Origin of the sequence: Haemophilus parainfluenzae ATCC 33392 (genome assembly GCF_031191205.1) — a bacterium.
GTDB lineage: Bacteria > Pseudomonadota > Gammaproteobacteria > Enterobacterales > Pasteurellaceae > Haemophilus_D > Haemophilus_D parainfluenzae.
This window is the reverse complement of sequence record NZ_CP133470.1, coordinates 1586194-1609424: the sequence shown is the minus strand read 5'-3', so window position 1 is coordinate 1609424 and position 23231 is coordinate 1586194. Positions and strand designations below refer to the sequence as shown.

The window sequence follows — 23231 nt, the reverse complement described above, 5'->3', positions numbered from 1 at the left end:
CGGTCGAATTTAACCGCACTTTTATCTTTTACATCACTACCACATCAAATTGTTCTTGGTTGTAGTACTGCTCTGTTTTAACTTGAACTTGTTTGCTGATGAACATTTCAATCTCTGGCAATAAACCGTGCGATTCTTCTTTGATTAAGTAATCTGCCACGGCTGGAGAGGCATAAACCACAAATTGTTCACTCGAGAATAAGTGGTTGACGCGAATGATCTCACGCATAATTTCATAACATACCGTTTCAACGGTTTTCACGCGTCCACGACCTTGGCAAGTTGGGCATTCATCACACAAAACGTGCTCTAAACTTTCACGTGTGCGTTTACGGGTCATTTCCACTAAACCAAGTTGAGTAAAACCATTCACATTCGTTTTTACGCGATCTTTCGATAGGGCCTCTTCCAAGGATTCAATCACGCGATTGCGATGCTCATCGGTTTGCATATCAATAAAATCAATAATGATAATACCGCCTAAATTACGCAGTTGTAACTGCTGTGCAATGGCTTTAGTAGCTTCAATATTGGTGTTAAAAATTGTTTCATCTAAATTTCGATGTCCGACGAAAGCACCTGTATTAATGTCAATAGTCGTCATGGCTTCGGTTTGCTCAATAATGAGATAGCCGCCCGATTTTAAATTCACACGTTTCTCTAAGGCATTTTGAATACCACGTTCTACACCATAAATATCAAAAATCGGCTGATTGCCCGTATAAAGCATTAATTTTTCACTTAATTCAGGCATGAATTCATCGGTAAATTCTCTAACCTCGTTAAAACAAAGTTTGGAATCGATATGAATTTTCTCTAAATTAGCACCGATAAAATCACGCAAAATACGTTGCGGCAATGCGGGTTCGCCATAAATTTTAGAACGGGTTGGATATTTGCCTTTACGCTCAAGCACTTTACGCCATAAACGTTTTAAAAATTCCGCATCTTGGCGTAACTCTTCTTCCGTTGCGCCTTCGGTAGCTGTACGGACAATAAAGCCACCTAACTCATCACAAAAAGGCTCAACCAGTGCTTTTAATCTTGCGCGCTCTTCTTCGCTTTCAATACGTTGTGACACACCAACATGACTATTTTCCGGCATAAAGACAAGATAGCGAGAAGGTAATGTAATATCCGTGGTTAATCTTGCGCCTTTTGTGCCCAAAGGATCTTTCACCACTTGTACCACGATATCCTGCCCCTCGCGTACGAGTTCAGAAATGCTTTTTGCACGGAATTGTTTTTGTTCGTTTACATCCACACATTCGGTATGTGAAACAATATCGGAAGCATGCAAAAATGCTGCTTTTTCTAAACCGATATCCACAAATGCAGACTGCATCCCTGGTAAAACACGGGTTACTCGCCCTTTATAAATATTCCCCACGATGCCACGTTTGGCTTGACGTTCAATATGAACCTCTTTTAAAACACCCGTTTCCACCAACGCAACGCGGGTTTCATTGGGCGTAACATTCATTAATAATTCAACAGAATCCATTTTTTCGACCTTAGTTTTAATGATATTAGTCTATCGAAAAGGAAAATAGAATAATAGTCCTAAATAAGGTAAAATGTGACCTTTCTCAAATTTTCACGACTTATTTTGGGGTATTTAATGTTTGGTTTAGACCCAACACTTATTACTTTTAGTATTTATATTTTCAGCATGATTTTAATCGGTGTCCTTGCCTATTATTATACAAACAACTTATCCGATTATATTTTAGGCGGACGTAAACTCGGAAGTTTTGTGACTGCCATGTCTGCTGGCGCATCTGATATGTCCGGCTGGTTATTAATGGGCTTGCCGGGTGCAGTGTATGTGTCTGGCCTGGTAGAAGGTTGGATCGCCATTGGTTTAATCCTTGGGGCTTATTTTAACTGGTTGCTTGTAGCTGGTCGTTTACGGATCTATACCGAATTTAACAACAATGCACTCACATTACCGGAATATTTCCACCATCGCTTTGGCACATCACATAATCTCTTAAAAATTGTGTCTGCAACAATCATCCTAGTATTTTTCACCATTTATTGTGGTTCTGGTGTGGTTGCAGGGGCGAAATTATTCCAAAACCTATTCTCAGTCGACTACTCCACAGCTATTTGGTACGGCGCATTAGCGACTATCGTCTATACCTTTATCGGTGGATTTTTAGCCGTAAGCTGGACGGATACCATTCAAGCCACATTGATGATTTTTGCACTAATTTTAACGCCTCTCTTTATCTTTTTAAGTTTGGGTGATGCATCACAATTTACTGGAGTGCTACATCAAGCAGAAATCGCAGCAAATAAAGACTTTACTGATTTATTTAGTTCTACTACACCATTAGGTTTATTAAGTTTAGCGGCCTGGGGCTTAGGTTATTTTGGTCAACCGCATATCCTTGCGCGTTTTATGGCGGCTTACTCGGTGAAATCTCTCATTAAAGCACGCCGCATCAGTATGACATGGATGGTGATTTGCCTCGCCGGTGCGATTAGTATCGGTTTCTTCGGGATTCCTTATTTCTTTGCAAATCCAGGAGTAGCAAGCATGGTAAATAATGAACCAGAACAAGTCTTTATTGAATTGGCTAAATTGCTCTTTAATCCATGGATTGCCGGTATTCTACTCTCTGCAATTTTAGCGGCAGTCATGAGTACACTTTCCGCACAATTATTAATTTCTTCCAGTTCTATTACTGAAGATTTTTATAAAGGGTTTATTCGTCCAAAAGCTTCTGAAAAAGAATTAGTTTGGCTAGGTCGTGCAATGGTTTTAGTTATCGCGGGTATCGCCATTTGGATTGCACAGGATGAAAACAGCAAAGTATTAAAACTCGTTGAATTTGCCTGGGCGGGCTTTGGTTCTGCATTTGGTCCTGTCGTGCTTTTCTCCTTATTCTGGAAACGTATGACTTCATCAGCGGCGATGGCGGGAATGGTTGTCGGTGCAGTGGTTGTCTTTGCTTGGAAATCGGTGATTCCTGAAACCAGTGAATGGTTTAATGTCTATGAAATGATCCCTGGATTCATCCTTGCTAGCCTCGCGATTATTGTGGTTTCTCTCCTTTCCGCAGAACCTGAAAATGAAGTAAAAGAAACCTTTGAAAAAGCAGAAAAAGCCTATAAGGAAGCAAAATAATGATTGATTTTCGTCCTTTTTATCAACAAATTGCCACCACAAATTTATCTGCTTGGCTAGAAACATTGCCTTTGCAGTTAAAAGAATGGGAAAAACAAACCCATGGTGATTATGCAAAATGGTCAAAAATCGTGGACTTTCTCCCTGATTTGCAGGCAGATACTATCGATTTAAAAAATGCCGTGAAATCTGACCGCACTTCCCCACTTTCAGAGGGCGAAAAACAACGCATTATCCATCATTTGAAACAATTGATGCCATGGCGAAAAGGACCTTATCATTTATTTGATATTCACGTGAATTGCGAATGGCGTTCTGATTTCAAATGGGATCGTGTTTTGCCTCATCTTGCACCATTAAAAGATCGTACCATTTTAGATGTGGGCTGCGGTAGTGGCTACCATATGTGGCGAATGGTTGGTGAAGGCGCAAAAATGGTCGTTGGTATTGATCCTACTGAGCTTTTCCTTTGCCAATTTGAAGCGGTTCGAAAATTACTAAATAACGATCGTCGAGCTAACTTAATCCCATTAGGTATTGAAGAAATGCAACCACTTGCGGCATTTGATACGGTATTCTCAATGGGTGTGCTTTATCACCGTAAATCACCACTCGATCATCTCACACAGCTAAAAAACCAATTAGTAAAAGGTGGTGAATTGGTGTTAGAAACCTTAGTGGTTGATGGTGATGCCAATACAGTCTTAGTGCCATCAGATCGCTATGCCAAAATGAAGAATGTGTATTTTATTCCTTCCGTTGCAGCGCTCATCAATTGGTTGGAAAAGGTCGGCTTTACTAATGTGCGTTGTGTGGATGTTGCCACCACGACATTAGAAGAACAGCGTAAAACGGATTGGTTAGAAAATGAAAGTTTGATTGATTTCTTAGATCCAAACGATCACAGTAAAACCATCGAAGGCTATCAAGCCCCTACTCGTGCAGTGATTTTAGCCAATAAATAATGGTTTAAAAAAGTGCGGTCAAAAAACATGAAGTTTTTTGACCGCACTTTGCTTTTTTATTTTAAGGCAATATGTACCGTAATCTCTTCACGATCGTGATACAAATGCTTCGCTTGAATATCAAATTCCAATTCTTTTTCTGCCAACATCACCGCAAGATTTTCTAAGCACAACATCACTTCTTGATAGCGCTTTTTCATTGGTAATTTCAAGTTGAAAATGGTTTCTCGACACCAGCCGTTAATCAACCATTTTCCAATTAAATTCGCAATTCGACTTGGTTGCTCCACCATATCACACACAAGCCAATCAATATGCTTACGTTTTGGTGGTTGGAATTTAAACCCATCTTCCGGACAGTGCTCAATTCTGCCGGTATCATGCAAACTTGCCGCCATTTTGCCATGATCAACCGCATACACAAATAAACCACGTTTCACTAATTGATAGGTCCAGCCGCCAGGGCAAGCACCGAGATCGACGCCAACCATATTTTCATTCAAGCGTTTACTTTCTTCATTTCGAGGAATAAAGGTTAAAATCGCCTCTTCCAATTTTAAAGTTGAACGGCTTGGTGCATCCGCTGGGAATTTTAAACGTGGGATTCCCATAAAGTGGGTGGAGTTATTACCAAGATAGGAATACCCCACATAGCAACAATTCGGTTGCGTGAAAAAACAATGCAAAATCTGACCGCGCTTTGCATTCGTTTTGCCTTGTAACCAGCCTTTCTTTTTCAACGCTTGGCGCAACGGCACGGTAAATTTTCGGCAAAATGTCGAAAGCTCTTTCGCTTCATTCGTATCTGCTGTTTCAACAAATAACTCTACCGCTTGCTTAAGATTAATGTCTTCTGCAATGCGTTCATATTGAGCCAGAATTGGCGAAATACGATCTTGAGGATCCAGATTTTCTAAGAGATCTGATATAACGATCATTTGACGCGCAAAAATCAAACGATTAAAAGGGATTTCTCTCGCTAAACGATCCGCATCACCCGGTTGATAGCATTCAAAAATGACATAGCCACTGTTTTCTACTACGCGAGCAAAACCAAATACGCCACGCTCAGAAGCGCGGTCGGTAATTTCTGCGGCCACTTCTTTTTCAAAGCCAATTCGACAATATAAGGCTAATTTATTCATATTTTCCCTAATTTTATTGAATCTTTAATCCATGTTCTAAAGGCTTGAATCTGTTCATCATCTAAACGATCTAAATGATTGACTACATAGAATGATTTCGGATCCCGTAATTCGGTTGGTAACACAATCTGTAGATAACCATTTTCAATTTCTTGCTGAGCCAAAATACGATTAGCCAGCACGATACCCTGACCATGAACGGCAGCTTGTAATGCCATAAAGGTATGGCTAAATAATGGACCTTGCTGAATATTCAAATCATCTAATTTGAGATAATCTGCCATTGCTTGCCAGTTATCTCGAGTATGTGTGTGAATCAGTGTGTGCTTTTTCAAATCATCTGGACAGCGAACGGGAATTTTCTCAAGCAATGCAGGCGCAGCCAGAATCACAAGGTTTTCTTCACCTAACCGATCGACTTGTAAATTTTCCCAATCACCTTTGCCATAATAAATGGCAATATCAATTTCTTTATTTAATAAACCTTCATCTTGATCAACGCCCTTCAAGCGTACTTCAATTTCAGGGTGTTGCTTATTAAAATCACTCAAATGTGGCACAAGCCATTGAATACCAAAGGTTTGTGGCACACTAATTGCCAAATGTGGCTCTGCTTTAAGTGTTAATAAACGTTCAGTCGCTTCATTTAATTTTCGCAAAACTTTGTTAATATCAACAAAATAGGCTTTCCCAAATTCCGTCAATTCGAGTGAACGATTTTTACGTATAAAAAGCTCGACACCTAAAAAATCTTCTAATAATTTTATTTGATGGCTCACTGCGGCTTGTGTCACAAAAAGTTCATCCGCAGCTTTTGTGAAGCTTAAATGTCGAGCAGCTGATTCGAAAGACTTCAATGAATTCAGGGGAGGCAAACGTTTATACATAATTCTTCCCAATGGCTAAATTTTAGTTTATAATGATTAAGATCTAATTCGGATTAGTTTTTTTTATGTATCAAATAAAAAAACATCATTTGTCCTTCCATCACCTTCTACCTACAATACACACATACTTAATGATTGGTAATTCCTTACAAGTTAATGAGTTTCAGACTTAAGTATGATGTTGTGTTTGCATATAGTTCGGTTCTCCGAACTGGAGTAACAATTAAGTTACTCATTTACTTCCTGTATATATTAAACCATTCTGGTTAAGCGCTGCTCGTTTCGAGCGGCGTTTTTTTATTCCCGCATTCTAACATAAGCAAAATTTTATTTCCTGACCAACTTCACAAATTTAAAAATCCAATAAAAATTTTGAGAAATCACAATATTTTTGTGTTTAAAGGTTTTCATAGTAGCCGTTATGGTGTAGATTAACTGCATTTCCATTCATAAAATTATTTATACAAATTAAGGAAGCAAAATGAAAGACTTAGACTGGAACAATCTTGGATTTAGTTATATCAAAACAGATTATCGTTTCATCGCACATTGGAAAGATGGTAAATGGGATGAAGGGAAACTTACCACTGATAATATGCTACATATCCACGAAGGTTCAACGGCAATTCACTACGGTCAACAATGCTTTGAAGGCTTAAAAGCCTATCGTTGTAAAGATGGTTCAATCAACTTATTCCGTCCTGATCAAAATGCAAAACGTATGCAACATACCGCAGATCGTTTATTGATGCCTCAAGTGCCAACAGAATTATTTATCCGTGCTTGTAAAGAAGTAGTAAAAGCAAACCAAGAATGGTTAGGCCCTTACGGCTCTGGCGCAACATTATATTTACGTCCATTCCTCTTTGGTACGGGGGCTAATATCGGTGTAAAAACTGCACCTGAATTTATTTTCTCTGTATTCTGCTGCCCAGTAGGCGCATATTTCAAAGGTGGTTTAGCACCATCTAACTTCATTACGACTGATTACGACCGTGCTGCACCTATGGGTACAGGTGGTGTAAAAGTGGGTGGTAACTATGCGGCAAGTTTGCTTCCTCATGAACTAGCCGCAGAACAAGGTACACCAGAACGTAAATTTGCAGACGCGATTTACCTTGATCCTAAAACTCACACTAAAATTGAAGAAGTGGGTGCGGCAAACTTCTTTGGTATCACCAAAGATAATAAATTTATCACGCCAGCATCTGAATCCATTTTACCAAGTATCACGAAATACTCATTACTTCACATTGCAAAAGAACGTTTAGGTATGGAAGCCATTGAAGGTGACGTGTATATCGATCAACTTGATCAATTCACCGAAGCGGGGGCTTGTGGTACTGCTGCAGTAATTACACCAGTAGGTGGTATTCAACACAAAGGTAAATTCCACGTGTTCTATTCAGAAACGGAAGTTGGCCCTATTACACGCAAACTTTACAACGAGTTAACCGGTATCCAATTCGGTGATGTTGAAGCCCCTGAAGGCTGGATTGTAAAAGTAGAATAATTTATTTATCTATCAACAAAAAGAGCGGTCAAATTGACCGCTCTTTTATTTATTACGATGTTCTTTACTTAACCAAACTCATCGCCAGATTCTTCGCGCCTTTAAAATCCACTTTACCACTTCCGAGCATTGGAATTTCATCCACTAAGAAGATTTGGCTTGGTAGCATAATTGGTGGAACATTTAATCCTTTAATGCGTTCATTGATTTCATCTAAAGAAAGTGCAGACTTAATTAAAAGCACAATGCTCTCGCCTTTTTTATCATCGCTTACAGCCACCGCAACGAATTGATTTTCTTCATCAAATACTTGTGAAAGTTTCTCTTCCACGCTACCTAGACTGATCATTTCACCGCCGACTTTAGCAAATCGAGAATAACGATCCACAATGGTAATAAAGCCGTTATGATCGATATGGCCTTTATCGCCGGTTTTGTAATAACGCACACCATCAATTTCAACAATCACTTCTGCTGTTTTTTCTGGTGCGTTCAAATAACCTTTCATCACTTGCCCACCACCAATCAAGATCAAGCCGTCTTCGCCGACTGGTAGTTCCTGCAAGCTTTCTAGATCCACAATTTTGATAATGGTGCCCGGTAATGGCATACCTACCGAACCAGCTTGATTGAAGGTAAATTCCTGTAAGGTTTCCGGATCCAGTAAATTAGGCATATTGACACTGGCTACTGGTGCTGTTTCAGTCGCACCATAACCTTCGTAAATTTCCAAGCCAAATTTAAGTTTGAAGGCTTCTTTCACATCTGCTTTCAATTTTTCGGCACCAGCAATAACCATACGCACATTTTGTAGCATTAACGGATGGAATTTCTTATTGCGTACATACAATCTAAAGAAAGTTGAAGTACCAAATAAAATACTCACACGATGTCGAGCACACATTTTTCCGACTGTCGCCCCATCTGTTGGGTCGGCCACACTCACCATTTTAATGCCTTCACACAATGGCAATAAGGTTGTCACGGTTAAGCCAAATGAGTGGAAAATTGGTAAGGAATTCAAAATCACATCATCTTTGTGGAAATTTAATAATTCACCAATCTGTTTAATGTTTGTTAGTAAGTTTTTATGGCTTAATTCAATGCCTTTTGGATCACCTTCACTACCACTACTGAATAAGATGGTTGCATTATCGTCCAAGCTTACGTCTGCAAAGTAACGTAATTTAATCCACCATTGCGGTGCTAAAAACGCCGTTAAAAATGACCGCACTTTATTCGCTTTAGTGATCGATTTCCCTAAATTTTCCATAAAGAGGGCTTTATCAGCCACCACTTGGCTAAAGTCAAAACCTTTTGTGTTCAACTTATCCAAGAATTTTTCAGAGGTAATGACTTGCGAAATGTTGGCTTTTTTCAACGCTTTTTCCATCACTTCAGGGCTTAGCGTGTAGTTTAAATTTACCGGTACTTTGCCCATCACCATTAGGGTCATATTGATAATTGCCCCGATTGATGAACTTGGTAATAACACGCCAACATTTTTTTCATTCCCTAAAGCTGCTTTCAAGGTTTTCACAAACATCAACACGGCAGCAATAAATTTCAGGTTATTCAGTTTAGTGCCTTGCGCATCTACCGCGGCTTCTTTGAATAAATTCGATTTTGCTGAATTCAACCAATGATGCATCAGAGGTTTACGTTTACTCATGACTTTTTCCCATACTGAGAAAGAAAGTTCGAGTACTTTTTGCTTCATGGCTGTCGCATCAATAAAGCCATAAATTGGTTTACCAAATGCTACTAAAATTTCACGTTTACCTTGGCGTTTAGTTAAATTCTTATAGAAAGAATCCGCACGAGAGAAGCTGCTCCCCCATAATCCACGTAAATAGAAAGGAACAGTCGTCACATTCTCTAAATCTTTTAATACGTGCTCAAAGCCTTTTTGAAACTCATTGATTTGACCGTTATAGCTAATATGTCCTTCTGGGAATAACGCCACTACTTCACCACGCGCTAAATATTCACGAATGGTTTCAATAGATTCACGGCTTGCCCCCCCACCAATTGGGATGACTTTGAAAATACGGAAGAACCAAGTGAGATACCATTTGTTGTAAATTGGACGATACATCACAAATTTAATCGCACGCGGGCTAGCCGCTTGTAACACTAACCAGTCAATCCAGCTAATATGGTTACCTAATAACAACACGCCACCACTTTGTGGAAGGTTTTTTAACCCATCCACATGAAAACGGTAATTCGCTTTTAACGCAAAGAGTAGGAATAAACGCGTAAATAAATGGGGTACTTTCGACATGGTATATAGACTCGCAGCAAAACATGCAGCAGAAGTCACTAAGAATAAACCTTGAGTCGAAACATTAAGTTGTACAAAAACAATACTTAATAGCAAAAAGACCACCATGAACACGTTTTGCACAAAATTGTTACCCGCCATGATTTTGCCGCTGATTTTCTCAGGTGCGAAATACTGAATAGTTGCATTCAATGGCACAATCAATAAACCGCCAGAGAAACCAAAGACAAAAGAACAAAGTGCCAATACCACACCACTTTGGGCTAGAGTTAAGAAGAATAACGATGCACAAATACCCAACGCACCAAGCGGCACAATACCTAACTCAATATGCAAACGAGAAGCACGTCCAGCAAGATATGAACCAAGCACTAGTCCTACGCCACTCACCGCTAGAATTGCTTGAATGACAACCGCATTATCTTCATTGAACATTGCTTTATAATGTGCAGGAAATGCCGCCACAATAATTTGTGACACGCCCCAAAACAGGCTTAGTCCAATGACACTCAGCCAAATATTTTGATCAGCTTTTAATGTACGAACATTATCTTTTAAATACCCTAGAGAAAGGTATTTTCTCATATCAAACTGACCTTCTGTATTTTCAGCTTCTTGTTTAAAGAATGGAATTTTAAAAGCAAAATAGGCTTCTAGTGCACTCAATAATACTAATGCTACACCTATCACCCAAACACTTTGTAATACTTCATTCGGATCATCTGATGCCACATAATGCGCTTCAAAGAAGAAAGAAAAGGCAAAAGAACTAAATAGAATGGCCACAATGGTGAGCGCTTGAATCACACCGTTTGCCATACCGATATTTTCGGTGCCCACAATCGATTTAATAATGCTATATTTAGCCGGAGAATAGACCGCACTTTGCGCCGCCAAAATCAATGTCAGTACAAAGGAAAGCGCAAACATACCCGTCATATAACTCAATAAAATCCCAGCGCTAATCGCCACCGCCGCTAAACTGCTGTAACGGATCACATTGGTGCGAGAAAATTTATCGTTGATAAATGCCGAAGGGGAAAACAAGAAAATAAACGGTAATAAAATCATCGCATTAATTAATGCCGTTAAAACCACCAAACTCTCCCCTGAAAAGCTCTTCAGTAATACATTTTGAATGGTAATTTTATGTGCCAAATCTACACTGGCATTAATAAAGGCAATGGCTAAATAAGGCAAAAAGCCAGCATATTTTAAGAGTTTCATTTTGCACTCTCCGCTTGATAAAGATTAAAGGTTTTCATATTCAAGAGATAAGGTTTTAACACCAACAATAAATCAAATAAGTGTTTTAATTTTTCATCTTTTTGTTCGCTATTGGATAATGCCGCTAAAGTCACATTCACCTCTTTTTCCGCTAACATTTTTGCTGCAGCTAAATAAGCTTTCACTACATCCATTTCGGCTGCATCACAACGCGCTAAGATCGCCAAAATATCACGTTCTTTTGCTGTAAAAATGCCTTCACGAGGATTCAATAATCCTTCCGCTACCATCTCTTCGATTTGCTGAGTAGAAAGATGAAATTCTGCAGAGAGTTGCTCCACTGAAAATACTTCATTTTCAGTACCCATGATGATGTCTAATAATCCAATAAGACTTTCATAAGGATTATTCCAATCAAAATGAGGATGTGCAAAAAGTGCTTTAATTTGTGAAATCGTTGCATTGAAATTGCTTTGTAGATATTTAATAAAGCTGAGTAACTTCACACAATGTTCATCATAGAGATGAAAATTCGGTTTATCTTTCACCGGCTCTGGCAACAAACCTTCTTTCACATAGTACAGCACCGTGGATTTTGGTGTCTGACTAAGCTTAACTAAATCATTCATTTTTAACATCAGGATTTCCCTCTAAGTTGATTTGTTGTGTATTGTAGCGGATAAAAACAAAAAGTAAATAGTGTTACTTTACACTTTTAATTAAATTTAATAAAAAAGTTGTTCATAGCATGATAAACAACTTTCTTAATCAGCTTTAGCTTTCCACTTTTCGCCATAGATCTTTGCTATAAATAACCCCTACTGGATTTTTCTTCGCTCCCATAATAGTTGGAGAAATATAAACCGGTGTAGTGTATTGGAAAAGCGGTAACGCAAGGTTTTCCTGTTGGATCTTCTCACTTAATTTTAAGTAAATTTCTGACCGCTCTTTTTCATTTAAGCTTTTCAATGCTTGCTCAAAAAGTTGGTCATATTCCGCATTGGCATAGCCATTTTTATTATCGGGACTTTTAGAATAGAACAAACCCAAGAATGCCATAGGATGATTAAAGTCTGCGCACCAGCCAGAACGAATGACTTGGAAATCCCCTTTTTGGCGCTTAGTCTGTAATGTTTGCCAATTGACTGGTTGAGCATCCACGCGCAACATATCGGACTGCGTCAATTGCCCCACTAAACGTTGCGCAATATTCACATGCAAGGGGGCATCATCATAGAGCACATTTAAATGTAGCGGATGTTTTTCATCAATTTTATTTTGAGCCAATAACTGCTCGGCAACAACAGGCTCCCATCTTGAATCTTGTCCATTTAACATGGCTTTCGGTAAAAAATACGAACTCGGAATTGCCGCTGGAATCTCATTATTCACAATATTCGTAACCGAAACCAACGAAGCAATCGCCTTACGCACATCTGCCTTAGCAACTTTAGGATCTTTCAGATTAAATTCATAAAAATATCCACAAAGCTGCGGAAAATGTTGAAGGTCCGCGTTCACTTCTGGTACATCAACTACCACATCAAAGTCAGATAATTTAGTGGCGATAAAAGGCAAATATTCTACACGCTCAAAAGCCACATTATTTTTCTGCCAATAATAGGGATTTTTAGTTAAGTGTATGCTTTTCACACTTTCACTTTCGATCATATAAGCCCCGTTTGTCACTGGAGAATCAGGATCGCTATATTGTGGCACGAGGCTAATATGCGCCAACATTTCCGGTAAATATGGTGTTGGTTTATCAAGCTCAATACGTAAAGTGCGGTCATTTTCTGCATAAATGCCTAAGCTCTTAAAAGGTTTATTTTTTTCTAAAACGCCTTTCGCATTTTTTAGATTAAGATAAGCCAAATAAGATCTTAATGGACTATTTGATTGAGACAATGCTTGCCAAGAAAGCATGACATCCTGAGCAACTAAAGGATCGCCATTTGACCAACGAAGCCCTTCTCGCAAGGTAAAGATCCAGGTTTTGTTATCTTTCGTTTGCCAACTTTCTGCGATACCCGGCACGATTCGCCCTTCCGAATCATAAGCGGTTAAACCTTCATATAAATCACGCAATAAGTTTTCTTGTTCCGGATAACGCACAAACCAAGGCTCAAAAGAAGGAGTATGAGTAAACGCCCGAGTCAGTAAAGTCCTACTCGGTTTTGATGTATTTTCTTGTTCGATAGACTGACTTTGTGTTGGTTGCTCTTCTGCTGCCGTGTTTGTAGATTTAGGACTGTTTAATTTATCACAACCACTCAATCCAAAAACAATACCGAAAATGACCGCACTTTTAAGCCAAGTAAGGAAAGCATTATCCATTTTCAACGTCTTCTGTTTTAATCCAAAAGAAAAAGAACCAATATTTTACCGCAATTAAAATGGCAATGATCGTTCGCCCCACTACACTTGGGGTAAAGTAAAAGCCAATTAAAAGCATTGTAGTTGAAAAGGTCAGAATAGAAATTTTTGCTTTTTTTGTTAATGCACGACGTTCATTAAAAGACTTCAGATACTTTTGATAAAGCTTTGTCTCTAAAAACCAACGTTCTAAGCGAGATGAACCTTGCGCAAAAGAATAAAGTGTTAGCAACAAAAAAGGTGTTGTCGGCAGAAATGGTAGAAAAACACCAATCACGCCTAAAACCAAAGAAATACAGCCTAGTATAATATAAATGCCTTTAATTAAAGGATTTTTGGGGAAGAATTTAAGTGCAACAAAACCGACTATAACCGAAAACGTGATTAAGCCAGAAAACAATAACGCGTCGTTCATCATCATTCCTAAATAAAAGTGATACGCAATTATTACTGATTTTTTAGATTTTTCAACCTTGATATTATAGAATTTGTCGCAATTTACTAAAGAAACAGTTAGCAAAAGGAATATTTATGTCTAATCCATTACTTCATATTGAAGGCTTACCTCCGTTTTCTCAAATCAAACCAGAACATATTCAACCGGCAATCCAAAAACTCATCGAAGAAAATCGTCAAGCCATTGAACAAGTTTTAAAACAACCGCACTTTACTTGGGAAAACTTTATTGAACCACTTTCTGAAGCAGGAGAACACTTAAGTCGTGCTTGGTCACCGATCTCCCATTTAAATTCAGTTAAAAACAGCCCTGAATTACGTGATGCGTACCAAGCCTGCTTGCCACTACTCTCTGAATACAGCACCTGGGTAGGTCAACACAAAGGCTTATACAACGCTTATTTAGCCTTAAAAAATAGTCCTGAATTTGCCACTTATTCAGTAGCACAAAAGAAAGCCATTGAAAATGCACTGCGTGATTTTGAGCTTTCAGGTATCGGTTTATCCGAAGAAAAACAAAAACGTTATGGTGAGATTGTTGCTCGCTTATCAGAATTAAGCGCACAATTTAGCAATAATGTACTCGATGCCACCATGGGTTGGGAAAAAGTCATTGAAGATGAAAGCCAATTAGCGGGTCTTCCTGAATCTGCATTACTTGCAGCAAAACAATCTGCTGAAAGTAAAGGCTTAAAAGGCTATCGTTTTACGTTAGAAATTCCAAGTTATTTACCTATTATGACCTATTGTGAAAATGCAGCATTACGCGAAGAAATGTATCGTGCTTATGCGACTCGCGCTTCTGATCAAGGTCCGAATGCAGGCAAATGGGATAACACGGCGATCATTGAAGAAATCATGACGTTACGCGTGGAACTAGCGAAATTGCTAGGTTTCAATACCTATACTGAACGCTCACTTGCGACCAAAATGGCAGAAAATCCACAACAAGTGTTAGATTTCTTAAATAACCTTGCAGATCGTTCAAAAGCGCAAGGTGAGAAAGAATTAGCAGAACTTAAAGCTTATTGTGAAAAAGAATTTGGCGTAACGGAACTTGCCCCTTGGGATATCAGTTTCTACTCTGAAAAACAAAAACAACATTTATATGCGATCAATGATGAAGAACTTCGTCCTTATTTCCCTGAAGATCGCGTTATTTCGGGCTTATTTGAATTAATTAAACGTATTTTTAATATTCGTGCAGTTGAACGTTTTGGCGTAGATACTTGGCATAAAGATGTGCGTTTCTTTGATTTAATTGATGAAACCGATGAAGTACGTGGCAGTTTCTATCTCGATCTTTATGCACGTGAAAATAAACGTGGCGGCGCATGGATGGATGATTGTATCGGTAGAAAACGTAATGCTGACGGTTCAATTCAAAAACCAGTTGCTTATTTAACGTGTAACTTCAACGCGCCTATTGGTGATAAACCTGCACTATTCACCCATGATGAAGTTACCACTCTCTTCCATGAGTTTGGTCACGGCATTCACCATATGCTCACCAAAGTTGATGTGCCGGATGTTGCGGGTATCAATGGTGTACCTTGGGATGCAGTAGAACTTCCAAGTCAATTTATGGAAAACTGGTGTTGGGAAAAAGAAGCGCTTGATTTTATTTCTGGTCATTTTGAAACGCACGAACCATTGCCAGAAGAAAAATTAAATCAACTTCTCAAAGCAAAAAACTACCAAGCAGCGATGTTTGTGTTACGCCAGCTTGAATTTGGCTTGTTTGATTTTACCCTTCATCATACTTTTGAAGTGGGTAAAGCTGATCAAGTCCTTGATACCTTAAAAGCGGTGAAAGATAAAGTTGCCGTGATTAAAGGTGTTGAATGGGCAAGAACACCACATAGCTTTAGCCATATCTTTGCAGGCGGTTATGCGGCCGGTTATTACAGCTATTTATGGGCTGAAGTGCTATCTGCAGATGCGTTCTCTCGCTTTGAAGAAGAAGGGATTTTTAATCCAATTACGGGTAAATCTTTCTTGGATGAAATTCTCACTCGTGGTGGCTCTGAAGAACCAATGGTCTTATTCAAACGCTTCCGTGGACGTGAACCTCAATTAGACGCATTGCTTCGTCATAAAGGCATTGCGAACTAATAACTAAAAAAGAGCGGTCAAATTTTTGACCGTTTTTTTATCTTCCAATATGCAGAAAATAAAAAAGCCCTCGGTAATCCGAAGGCTTTTATTTTTACTATCGTAATAAAAATTAGCGACGTAAACCTAAACGAGCGATAGTGCTTTGGTATAAAGCAAGATCAGTACGTTTTAAGTAGTCTAAAAGTTTACGACGACGAGAAACCATACGTAATAAACCACGACGACCATGGTGGTCTTTTTTGTGCTCAGCGAAGTGAGCTTGTAAGTGGTTGATTTGTGCAGTTAATAATGCGATTTGAACTTCAGAAGAACCAGTATCTTTCGCATCGCGACCAAATTCAGCAACGATTGCTGCTTTTTTTTCAGTACTTAGAGACATTTTTTACTCCTAAAAGGTAGTGTTATTAATACATCATTCGCCGATCTCTAACTCAGCGATGACAAGGAGCCTGAATTTTAACGATTGAAGCCAATAAAAGCAAGGAATTATTACGCTGTTCCTCTTAAATGTTTAATCATTTTTAAATCCATTCTTACGAATAATGTCTTGCGCATGCTCGCTCAATAAAAATTGATAAAATCGTTGCGTCAATGCGGCATCATTCAGCATAGCAAGGACATACTCTGCGCAAATATCATATTCAGATGGCAATGCATGACAAAGCATCCCCAAATTTTCTAATCTTGTCTGATAATGCGCATAGCCCAACATCATATCCGCATAATCGTTTTTCAAGAGATAATGTGAAGCCATTTCACCTGGAGGTATGACAACTTGATTTTCTGTTCCTCCGACCAATTTCAATGCCTTCGATTTTAACCTTTTACCTTGTTCAGGATAATCTTTTTCAATAAGGTCAAAAAGCTGCCAAGCATAATCACCGCAAGGATCACAAACTGGCGTTGACGTGGCTAATCGATATTGATCATCAAAAAGTAGCTCAAGGGTATCTCGCTGAAATTCTGGCTTATTCTTTGTTGTCAGCATAAGTTGATTATAAGTTAACACCTGCTGCTGAAAAACTCGACGCCCTAGTGCCGATACATTTTCTGAATTCGCACTAATAAAAAGATCAGCTAACGCTCCTTGTATTATGCGCGTTTTCAACAACCCAGCGGGCCCCAATATGCATTCAATTTCCACTTCATGACATTGCTTAAATGCACGAGTAAGCTCCAATAAGGCATATCGGAAGCTTCCCGCACTATAAATAGTGAGTTTATTCATCTCTCTTTCCTTCTAACAAAACCTCATAAACCGGCACAAAATGGCTAAACGGTTGCTGTTGATATTGCGATTGTTCAACGATCATCGGTAAATGAAAAAGTGCGGTCAGATTTTCAGAAGTTAATATCTCATCCGTTTGTCCAAAGCGAATAAAATTCCGATTGATCAAAAGCGTTTTATTCGCAATCGCTTGTGCATGATTAGGTTGATGCGTGGTGAAAATAATTCCCAGGCCGTGCTTTTTCGCTAATTGTCTTAAAAGTGATAACACCGCATCTTGGTTGGCTAAATCAAGCGCTGAAGTGGGTTCATCCAACAGCATTAAACGGCATTCAGATGCAATGGCACGTGCAATCAAGATCAACTGACGTTGTCCACCTGAAAGTGAAGCAAAATCTTGCTCGGCTAAATGCTGCAACTGTAAATCAGCTAACGCTTGTAACGCCACTTCAATATCTTGTGGTTTAGGCTTACTAAAGGTGGCAATATGGCTTGAACGCCCCATTAGCACAATATCCAATACCGAATAGGCAAAAGGCGCACTAAAAAATTGCGGGACAAAACCTATCGAGTCATTCAGCTGAATATTGCCTTGTAAGGGACGATGAATGCCAAGTAATAGCTCTAACAAGGTACTTTTACCACAACCATTTTGCCCTAAAATGGCGAGAATCTCTCCTGCCTGTAATGCAAAATTGAGATGTTGAAAAAGCATGTTGTTTTTTTCATAGGCAAATGCAAGATCATTTACTTTAATTAAATCAGTCACGCATCGCTCCATTTCGCTTTAAACGATAAACCAGTATGCCAAATAAAGGCGCGCCAATAAGTGCGGTTAAAATACTGATAGGAATTTCATTGTCGGTCAACGCACGAGCAGCATTATCCACCCACAGCATATAAATAGCCCCCACTAGCATCGTACAAGGCAATAAACGTTGGTGATTAGCACCGACCAACATGCGACTAATATGTGGAATGATCAAGCCAACCCAGCCGATACTGCCGCTAATAGCCACCTGGCAAGCGACTAATGTTCCGCTAAGGGCAATCACCAACCAGCGTAATCGCCCAACTTTTAGCCCTAACGCTTTCGCTTCTTTATCCTCTAAAGAAAGCAAATTTAAACGCCAGCTCAGTTTCAGCAACAATGTCGAACAACACACAAAAGGCACGAAGAAAAACAGCCATTTTTCCGTATTAGCCGTGGCGAAGCTGCCCATCAACCAAAACACAATACTTGGTAATTTTTCTTCGGTATCAGAAACGTACTGCAACAGGCTCACTAATGCAGAAAACAGCCCGCTCAAAATCATCCCGATTAAAATCAGCATCAGCAAACTTCTTCGGCCAAACTTTACGCTAAATAAAAAAACGAGCACTAGCGTACTTAAACCGAAAAAAATTGTACTGGCAAATAAGCCATACAGACTCAAACTAAAAAAGATGGCCAGTGTACCACCAAATGCAGAACCAGAGGTCACGCCAATAATATGCGGATCCACCAACGGATTACGGAAAATGCCCTGTAATGCTGCGCCGCTTAAGGCTAATCCAGCCCCCACACAGAGAGCGGATAAAATACGTGGTAAACGAACTTGGAAAATAACCTGCTGATGGATTGGATCAATAGGAAGTGCGGTCAATTTTGCCGTTAAAATTTGCAAAATCTGCTCTAGAGATAAAGCATAACGCCCGATTCCTAAAGAAATCAGGGCGCTCGCGACCAAGACAATGAGCAATAAGCCCATCAATTTGGAATGTTTATTTACCATTGTTATACGGTTGACGATAGAATTTTAAATAGTAGTCGTTCACCATTTTATCTAAATCGATATCTTGGAATTTTTGCGGATATAGCGATTTTGCTAACCACACTTCGCCTAATGCTAAGGCTTCCGGCATCGGATAACCCCAAGCTTTCGCATATTCCGGCATTAAAAACACTTGGTTATTTTTCACTGCATCAATATTAGCCCAAGCCGCATCTTCTTTAATTTGTGATACCACTTTAGGATAACGATCTTGTACCAAAATCACCGCTGGATTCCACTCAAGCACATTTTCCATGGAAACCTGTTTAAAACCTTTCACCGTTGCCGCTGCGACATTATACGCGCCAGCATGTTCCAACATTAAACCAGTATATTTACCTGAACCATAGGTATTTAAATCTGGGTTAGCCATATAGGTGCGCACTCGTTTCTCCGCAGGAATGTTTCCCAAACGTTCCGCCAACATTTTACGATTCGCAAATGCGGCTTTACCTAATTCTTTGCCTTGTTGTTCTTTTTCAAACACTTGAGCAATCAACTCAATACCTTGAGCTAAGCCTTCATTATAGGCTTTATCTTCATCAGCTAAGGTTGGATTAAGTTTATCTTTATCACTGCCAGTTCGTAGCGAAATAGCAATCACTGGAATACCGGTATCCGCAATTTGTTTAATCATTTCCGGTGGTGCATAGTTGGTAACAAATACCACATCCGGTTTTAATTCCAACAAGCTTTCAATATTGACTGAATTTAAATCGCCCGGCATGGCCATTTTTTCTAATTCTGGCGCTAAACGTACATAATTTTGCCCCAGTTGTTTTTTCCAATTTGATAATACCCCAACAATCTGTTTAGTAGCATCTAATTGCACGGCGATATTGAGAGTTTGATGCTGTAATACCACAGCACGCTGAATATGATCGGGAATGGTCACTTGACGATCTAATTGGTCAGTTACAACACGATCAGCCAACGCCGATGTAGAAAAAATGCCGAACAAAGCAGCAACAAACAAGCGGTTAAATTTCATAAGTTATCCTTAAAATGAGAATGGAGTTAAATTATACAATAAAATATACAGCGAGATATACAAAACAATTAATGAGCTAAACAAAACAACTATGCTTTGCTAATCACCACTTTAATATCTTCTGGTGCCGCATAATAAGGTGCAGAGGTAATAAATAAATTAATGCCTAACTTGGCATAATCTGCCACATTATTTTTATTCACCCCACCTGCAACAGAAAGCGTAATATTTCTGCCTTGTGCATTGATGAGATCTAAAGCCGCTTTCACATCTTCAACTGACCATTTATCTAGCTGAATAATATCGGGAGAGGCACTAATCATTTGTTCAAATTGTGCAAAATTGTCTGCTTCAAGGGTAACCTTATTTTCTGGCGCTTCACGCTTCAAGGTTTCCACGATATATGCCCAGTTATTCGGTTCAACCAATAAATTACGATGGTTAGTGAAAACCAGTAAGGTTTCACTCACGCCTTGACGATGAATATGTCCGCCGGCAGCCAGCACTGCATTGGTTGCCAGTTTACGGGTATTTGGAATGCTTTTACGGGTACAAGCCACCGCCGCATGCGGATTAATGGCTTTGGCATTAGCAATCATCTCCGCCGTGTATTGCGCCACGCCACAAGACCATTCCAATACAAGCTGCACCACTTTCCATGCCTGCTGTAATTTATCCGCAGAATCGACCGCACTTAGCAATAAAGCACCGGCTTCAACGGCTTCCCCTTCATTCACATAAACCTGAGGCGTAATGCCTAATTTTTTCAGTAATCGTTCTGCCACTGAAATCCCCGCCACCACGCCGGCATTTTTACGTTTGAATTCAATTTTTGCAGGGACTTTTTCTAGCCCTAATGCGTGCGTGGTTAAGTCGCCGCGATAAATATCTTCCAATAAAAAATCATCGAGTTCTTTGTCTGAGAAATAAATCATAGTTTGTCCTTAAATTAATCGCCCTAAATGTAAATGAATTTGTCTATCCGCTAGAAAATCTGCTTCTTTAGGTTCATGAGTCACTAATAATGTGGTGAGATTGAAGGCTTTAAGTAAACTTTTTACGTTTTGCCAAATCTGCTGACGGGTTTGCCAGTCTAATGATGAAAATGGCTCATCTAATAGCATCACATCCGGTGGATTGATTAGCGCCCGTGCCAATGCTGCGCGCTGTTGCTCGCCGCCCGATAATTGATGTGGATAACGATCGATCAACGCATCAATGTTCAACTGTGCTAATAAATCAAGCTGCTCCTGTCTTGTGCTTTTCGGTTTCGCTAAACTTAAGTTTCCACTTACGGTTTTATGGGGGAAAAGATACAAACGTTGATTTAAATAGCGACAACGTCTTTCCCAAGAGGCAAGGTTATCCCAAGGACATTGGTTAAATGCAATACTCCCCTGATAATCCGAATAACCGGCAATGGCATTGAGAAGCGTGGTTTTTCCGCTTCCCGATTGCCCAACAATCGCCACCGATTCACCATTTGCAACCGTTAGGCTAATATCCTTTAAAATACCAACCTGTAAATGTTGAATTTGTAACATCCTAAAGTTCCCGATTAAGCACGCGTAATAAAAAAAGCAAACAGGCTGAAATCATTAAAAGCCATAAGGCTGCCCCAATCGCAATTTCAAAATCACCGCTGGAAATATTGAGATATACAGCCACCGGCAGGGTTTCTGTTTTAAAACGGGTGGCGCCGGCTAGCATTAAGGTCGCACCAAATTCACCAATGGCGCGCGCCCAAGCCAAAATTGCCCCACACAGCAAAGGTTTCCAACACATAGGTAGCTCAACTTTAAGCAGGCTTTGCCAAGGTGTTAAACCTAGGTTATAGGCGGCAAGTCGATAACCGTCATCAAAATTACTGAAAACGCCACGTGCATTACGCAACATAATTGAGGTGGCAATATAACTTTGTGCCACCACAATACCAATCGGGCTAAAAATCCAACGGCTAATCTCTGGAATCAATGAACTCAGCCAACCTTGTGAACCGAACAATAAAAGCAAACTTAACCCGGTAACTAAGGGCGGTAAAACCATCGGTAAGTCCAACACAGTATCAATTAGCTTTTGTAGAGGTAGGCGAATTTGACTCATCACCCAAGCGGCAGGTAATGCAATTAACAATGCAACAACTAGCGAAAAGAGCGAAGTCCCTAAAGAAAGCATTAAGGCAAAGTGCAGTTCATGATCAAACAACACCTGTTTGAAAAAATGCCAATTTAATTGCCCAACTAAAGCAAGCACCGTTCCCAACACCGTTAAAAATAACAACATTAAGGGGAGCAGTGCTAACTTTAAACCGAGGCTTTTATTTAACCGGTAAGAAGCCTTCATCGGTAAAATATTTCACGCCTTCTGTATGGAAAAAATCAAATAGCTGTTTAGCTTCCGTTGGATGTACCGAAGATGAAAGTAACGCTAAGGTCACTTTTTCTTGCGGTGTGCCTTGTGGGTTTGGCAAGATTTCCACTTTATCGCGCACTTTCCACGCGCCAGAACGTCCGACAACTGCCGCATCCACATCACCATTCAATAGATACATCATCAACTGTTTTACGGTAGCGGCTTTCACAACCACTTTTTCATTCAACGCCTGTTGATAACCCGATAGCTCAAAGATTTTCTCTGCCCCTTTACCTAACGCCATCGCCTTGGCATCACCAATTCCCAAACGTAAGTTACTTTCGGCAAGATCTTTAAAAGAATGAATATTTGCACTTTTATCTTTGCGTACCGCCATTACTGGAATATGTAAAACTAATGGCTCAACAGCTTTAACTTGATTGTCTTGAGCCAATTTCTCGACATAATCTGCCGAACCGGATAAAAATAAGTCACCGGTTTTCACTTGGTTGTAACGTGCCAAAATTTGACCTGAACCACCGTATTCCACGGTAACCTTATTGCCCGTATTTTGCTCAAATTGTTTTACAATTTTCTCTACCGGCTCTTTTAAACCCGCACCAGCATAAAGATAAAGATCCGCAGCTTGGCTGGAGAGTGTGATCGCCATTAAGGCGGCTAAAGTAGCTAATTTTTTCATTTAAACTCCTTATTTAAATTGAATGGAATATAGCAT

The 23231-nt window shown here is 39.5% G+C and carries 20 protein-coding genes; 4 read left to right on the top strand and 16 right to left on the bottom strand.

Going from position 1 to position 23231, the window contains the following annotated elements:
* Positions 1-28 precede the first annotated feature (28 nt).
* Positions 29-1504, bottom strand: a complete 1476-nt coding sequence (gene rng, locus RDV53_RS07850; protein WP_005695795.1) for a ribonuclease G — start codon at positions 1502-1504, stop codon at positions 29-31.
* Between the two features lie 117 nt (positions 1505-1621).
* Between rng and putP the strand changes: the two genes are divergently transcribed.
* Both putP and cmoB read left to right on the top strand, forming a co-directional pair.
* Positions 1622-3136 (top strand): sodium/proline symporter PutP, encoded by a 1515-nt coding sequence (gene putP, locus RDV53_RS07845; RefSeq protein ID WP_005695794.1) that lies wholly within the window; start codon positions 1622-1624, stop codon positions 3134-3136.
* Entirely contained in the window at positions 3136-4101 is a 966-nt protein-coding gene (gene cmoB, locus RDV53_RS07840) for a tRNA 5-methoxyuridine(34)/uridine 5-oxyacetic acid(34) synthase CmoB (protein ID WP_005695793.1), read from the top strand. Before putP ends, cmoB begins: the two co-directional genes overlap by 1 nt.
* A gap of 56 nt (positions 4102-4157) precedes the next feature.
* Here cmoB and rlmM read toward each other — a convergent pair whose 3' ends face one another.
* Both rlmM and gcvA read right to left on the bottom strand, forming a co-directional pair.
* Positions 4158-5246, bottom strand: a complete 1089-nt coding sequence (gene rlmM / locus RDV53_RS07835) for a 23S rRNA (cytidine(2498)-2'-O)-methyltransferase RlmM (RefSeq protein WP_005695792.1) — start codon at positions 5244-5246, stop codon at positions 4158-4160.
* Entirely contained in the window at positions 5243-6133 is an 891-nt protein-coding gene (gene gcvA / locus RDV53_RS07830; RefSeq protein WP_005695791.1) for a transcriptional regulator GcvA, read from the bottom strand. The genes rlmM and gcvA overlap by 4 nt, the downstream gene beginning before the upstream one ends.
* A gap of 481 nt (positions 6134-6614) precedes the next feature.
* Between gcvA and RDV53_RS07825 the strand changes: the two genes are divergently transcribed.
* Positions 6615-7646, top strand: coding sequence for a branched-chain amino acid aminotransferase (locus tag RDV53_RS07825; protein WP_005695789.1), 1032 nt, complete (start codon positions 6615-6617; stop codon positions 7644-7646).
* Between the two features lie 64 nt (positions 7647-7710).
* Here the strand turns inward: RDV53_RS07825 and RDV53_RS07820 are convergent, their stop codons facing one another.
* The 4 genes from RDV53_RS07820 to RDV53_RS07805 all read right to left on the bottom strand — a co-directional run bounded on the left by RDV53_RS07820 (position 7711) and on the right by RDV53_RS07805 (position 13861).
* A complete protein-coding gene (locus RDV53_RS07820; RefSeq protein ID WP_005695788.1) occupies positions 7711-11160 on the bottom strand; it encodes an acyl-[ACP]--phospholipid O-acyltransferase in 3450 nt (1149 codons plus the stop codon).
* The gene (locus RDV53_RS07815) at positions 11157-11798 is read right to left on the bottom strand and encodes a MerR family transcriptional regulator (RefSeq protein WP_005695787.1); all 642 of its coding nucleotides are present in this window, start codon (positions 11796-11798) and stop codon (positions 11157-11159) included. Before RDV53_RS07815 ends, RDV53_RS07820 begins: the two co-directional genes overlap by 4 nt.
* A 136-nt stretch (positions 11799-11934) precedes the next feature.
* A complete protein-coding gene (locus RDV53_RS07810) occupies positions 11935-13497 on the bottom strand; it encodes a peptide ABC transporter substrate-binding protein (protein WP_005695786.1) in 1563 nt (520 codons plus the stop codon).
* Positions 13490-13861, bottom strand: a complete 372-nt coding sequence (locus tag RDV53_RS07805; RefSeq protein ID WP_032822584.1) for a YbaN family protein — start codon at positions 13859-13861, stop codon at positions 13490-13492. The genes RDV53_RS07810 and RDV53_RS07805 overlap by 8 nt, the downstream gene beginning before the upstream one ends.
* Positions 13862-14067: 206 nt before the next feature.
* Between RDV53_RS07805 and prlC the strand changes: the two genes are divergently transcribed.
* The gene (prlC, locus tag RDV53_RS07800) at positions 14068-16107 is read left to right on the top strand and encodes an oligopeptidase A (RefSeq protein ID WP_005695784.1); all 2040 of its coding nucleotides are present in this window, start codon (positions 14068-14070) and stop codon (positions 16105-16107) included.
* 112 nt (positions 16108-16219) lie between these two features.
* Here prlC and rpsO read toward each other — a convergent pair whose 3' ends face one another.
* From rpsO to modA, 9 genes are all read right to left on the bottom strand, one after another.
* A complete protein-coding gene (gene rpsO / locus RDV53_RS07795) occupies positions 16220-16489 on the bottom strand; it encodes a 30S ribosomal protein S15 (RefSeq protein ID WP_005628925.1) in 270 nt (89 codons plus the stop codon).
* A gap of 132 nt (positions 16490-16621) precedes the next feature.
* On the bottom strand, positions 16622-17338 hold the full coding sequence (locus tag RDV53_RS07790) for a substrate-binding domain-containing protein (protein WP_005695783.1): 717 nt from the start codon (positions 17336-17338) through the stop codon (positions 16622-16624).
* Complete coding sequence (locus tag RDV53_RS07785) at positions 17331-18107, bottom strand: ABC transporter ATP-binding protein (RefSeq protein ID WP_005695782.1); 777 nt, start codon at positions 18105-18107, stop codon at positions 17331-17333. Before RDV53_RS07785 ends, RDV53_RS07790 begins: the two co-directional genes overlap by 8 nt.
* On the bottom strand, positions 18100-19113 hold the full coding sequence (locus tag RDV53_RS07780; protein WP_005695781.1) for a FecCD family ABC transporter permease: 1014 nt from the start codon (positions 19111-19113) through the stop codon (positions 18100-18102). The genes RDV53_RS07785 and RDV53_RS07780 overlap by 8 nt, the downstream gene beginning before the upstream one ends.
* A complete protein-coding gene (locus tag RDV53_RS07775) occupies positions 19103-20143 on the bottom strand; it encodes an ABC transporter substrate-binding protein (RefSeq protein ID WP_005695780.1) in 1041 nt (346 codons plus the stop codon). The genes RDV53_RS07780 and RDV53_RS07775 overlap by 11 nt, the downstream gene beginning before the upstream one ends.
* 89 nt (positions 20144-20232) lie before the next feature.
* Positions 20233-21078 carry a ModD protein gene (gene modD / locus RDV53_RS07770; protein WP_005695779.1) on the bottom strand — a complete coding sequence of 282 codons (846 nt, stop codon included), beginning with the start codon at positions 21076-21078 and terminating at the stop codon, positions 20233-20235.
* Between the two features lie 9 nt (positions 21079-21087).
* On the bottom strand, positions 21088-21687 hold the full coding sequence (locus tag RDV53_RS07765; protein WP_005695777.1) for an ABC transporter ATP-binding protein: 600 nt from the start codon (positions 21685-21687) through the stop codon (positions 21088-21090).
* Position 21688: 1 nt separating this feature from the next.
* Entirely contained in the window at positions 21689-22486 is a 798-nt protein-coding gene (locus RDV53_RS07760; RefSeq protein WP_005695776.1) for an ABC transporter permease, read from the bottom strand.
* Complete coding sequence (modA, locus tag RDV53_RS07755; protein WP_005695775.1) at positions 22461-23195, bottom strand: molybdate ABC transporter substrate-binding protein; 735 nt, start codon at positions 23193-23195, stop codon at positions 22461-22463. The genes RDV53_RS07760 and modA overlap by 26 nt, the downstream gene beginning before the upstream one ends.
* Between the last annotated feature and the right edge of the window lie 36 nt (positions 23196-23231).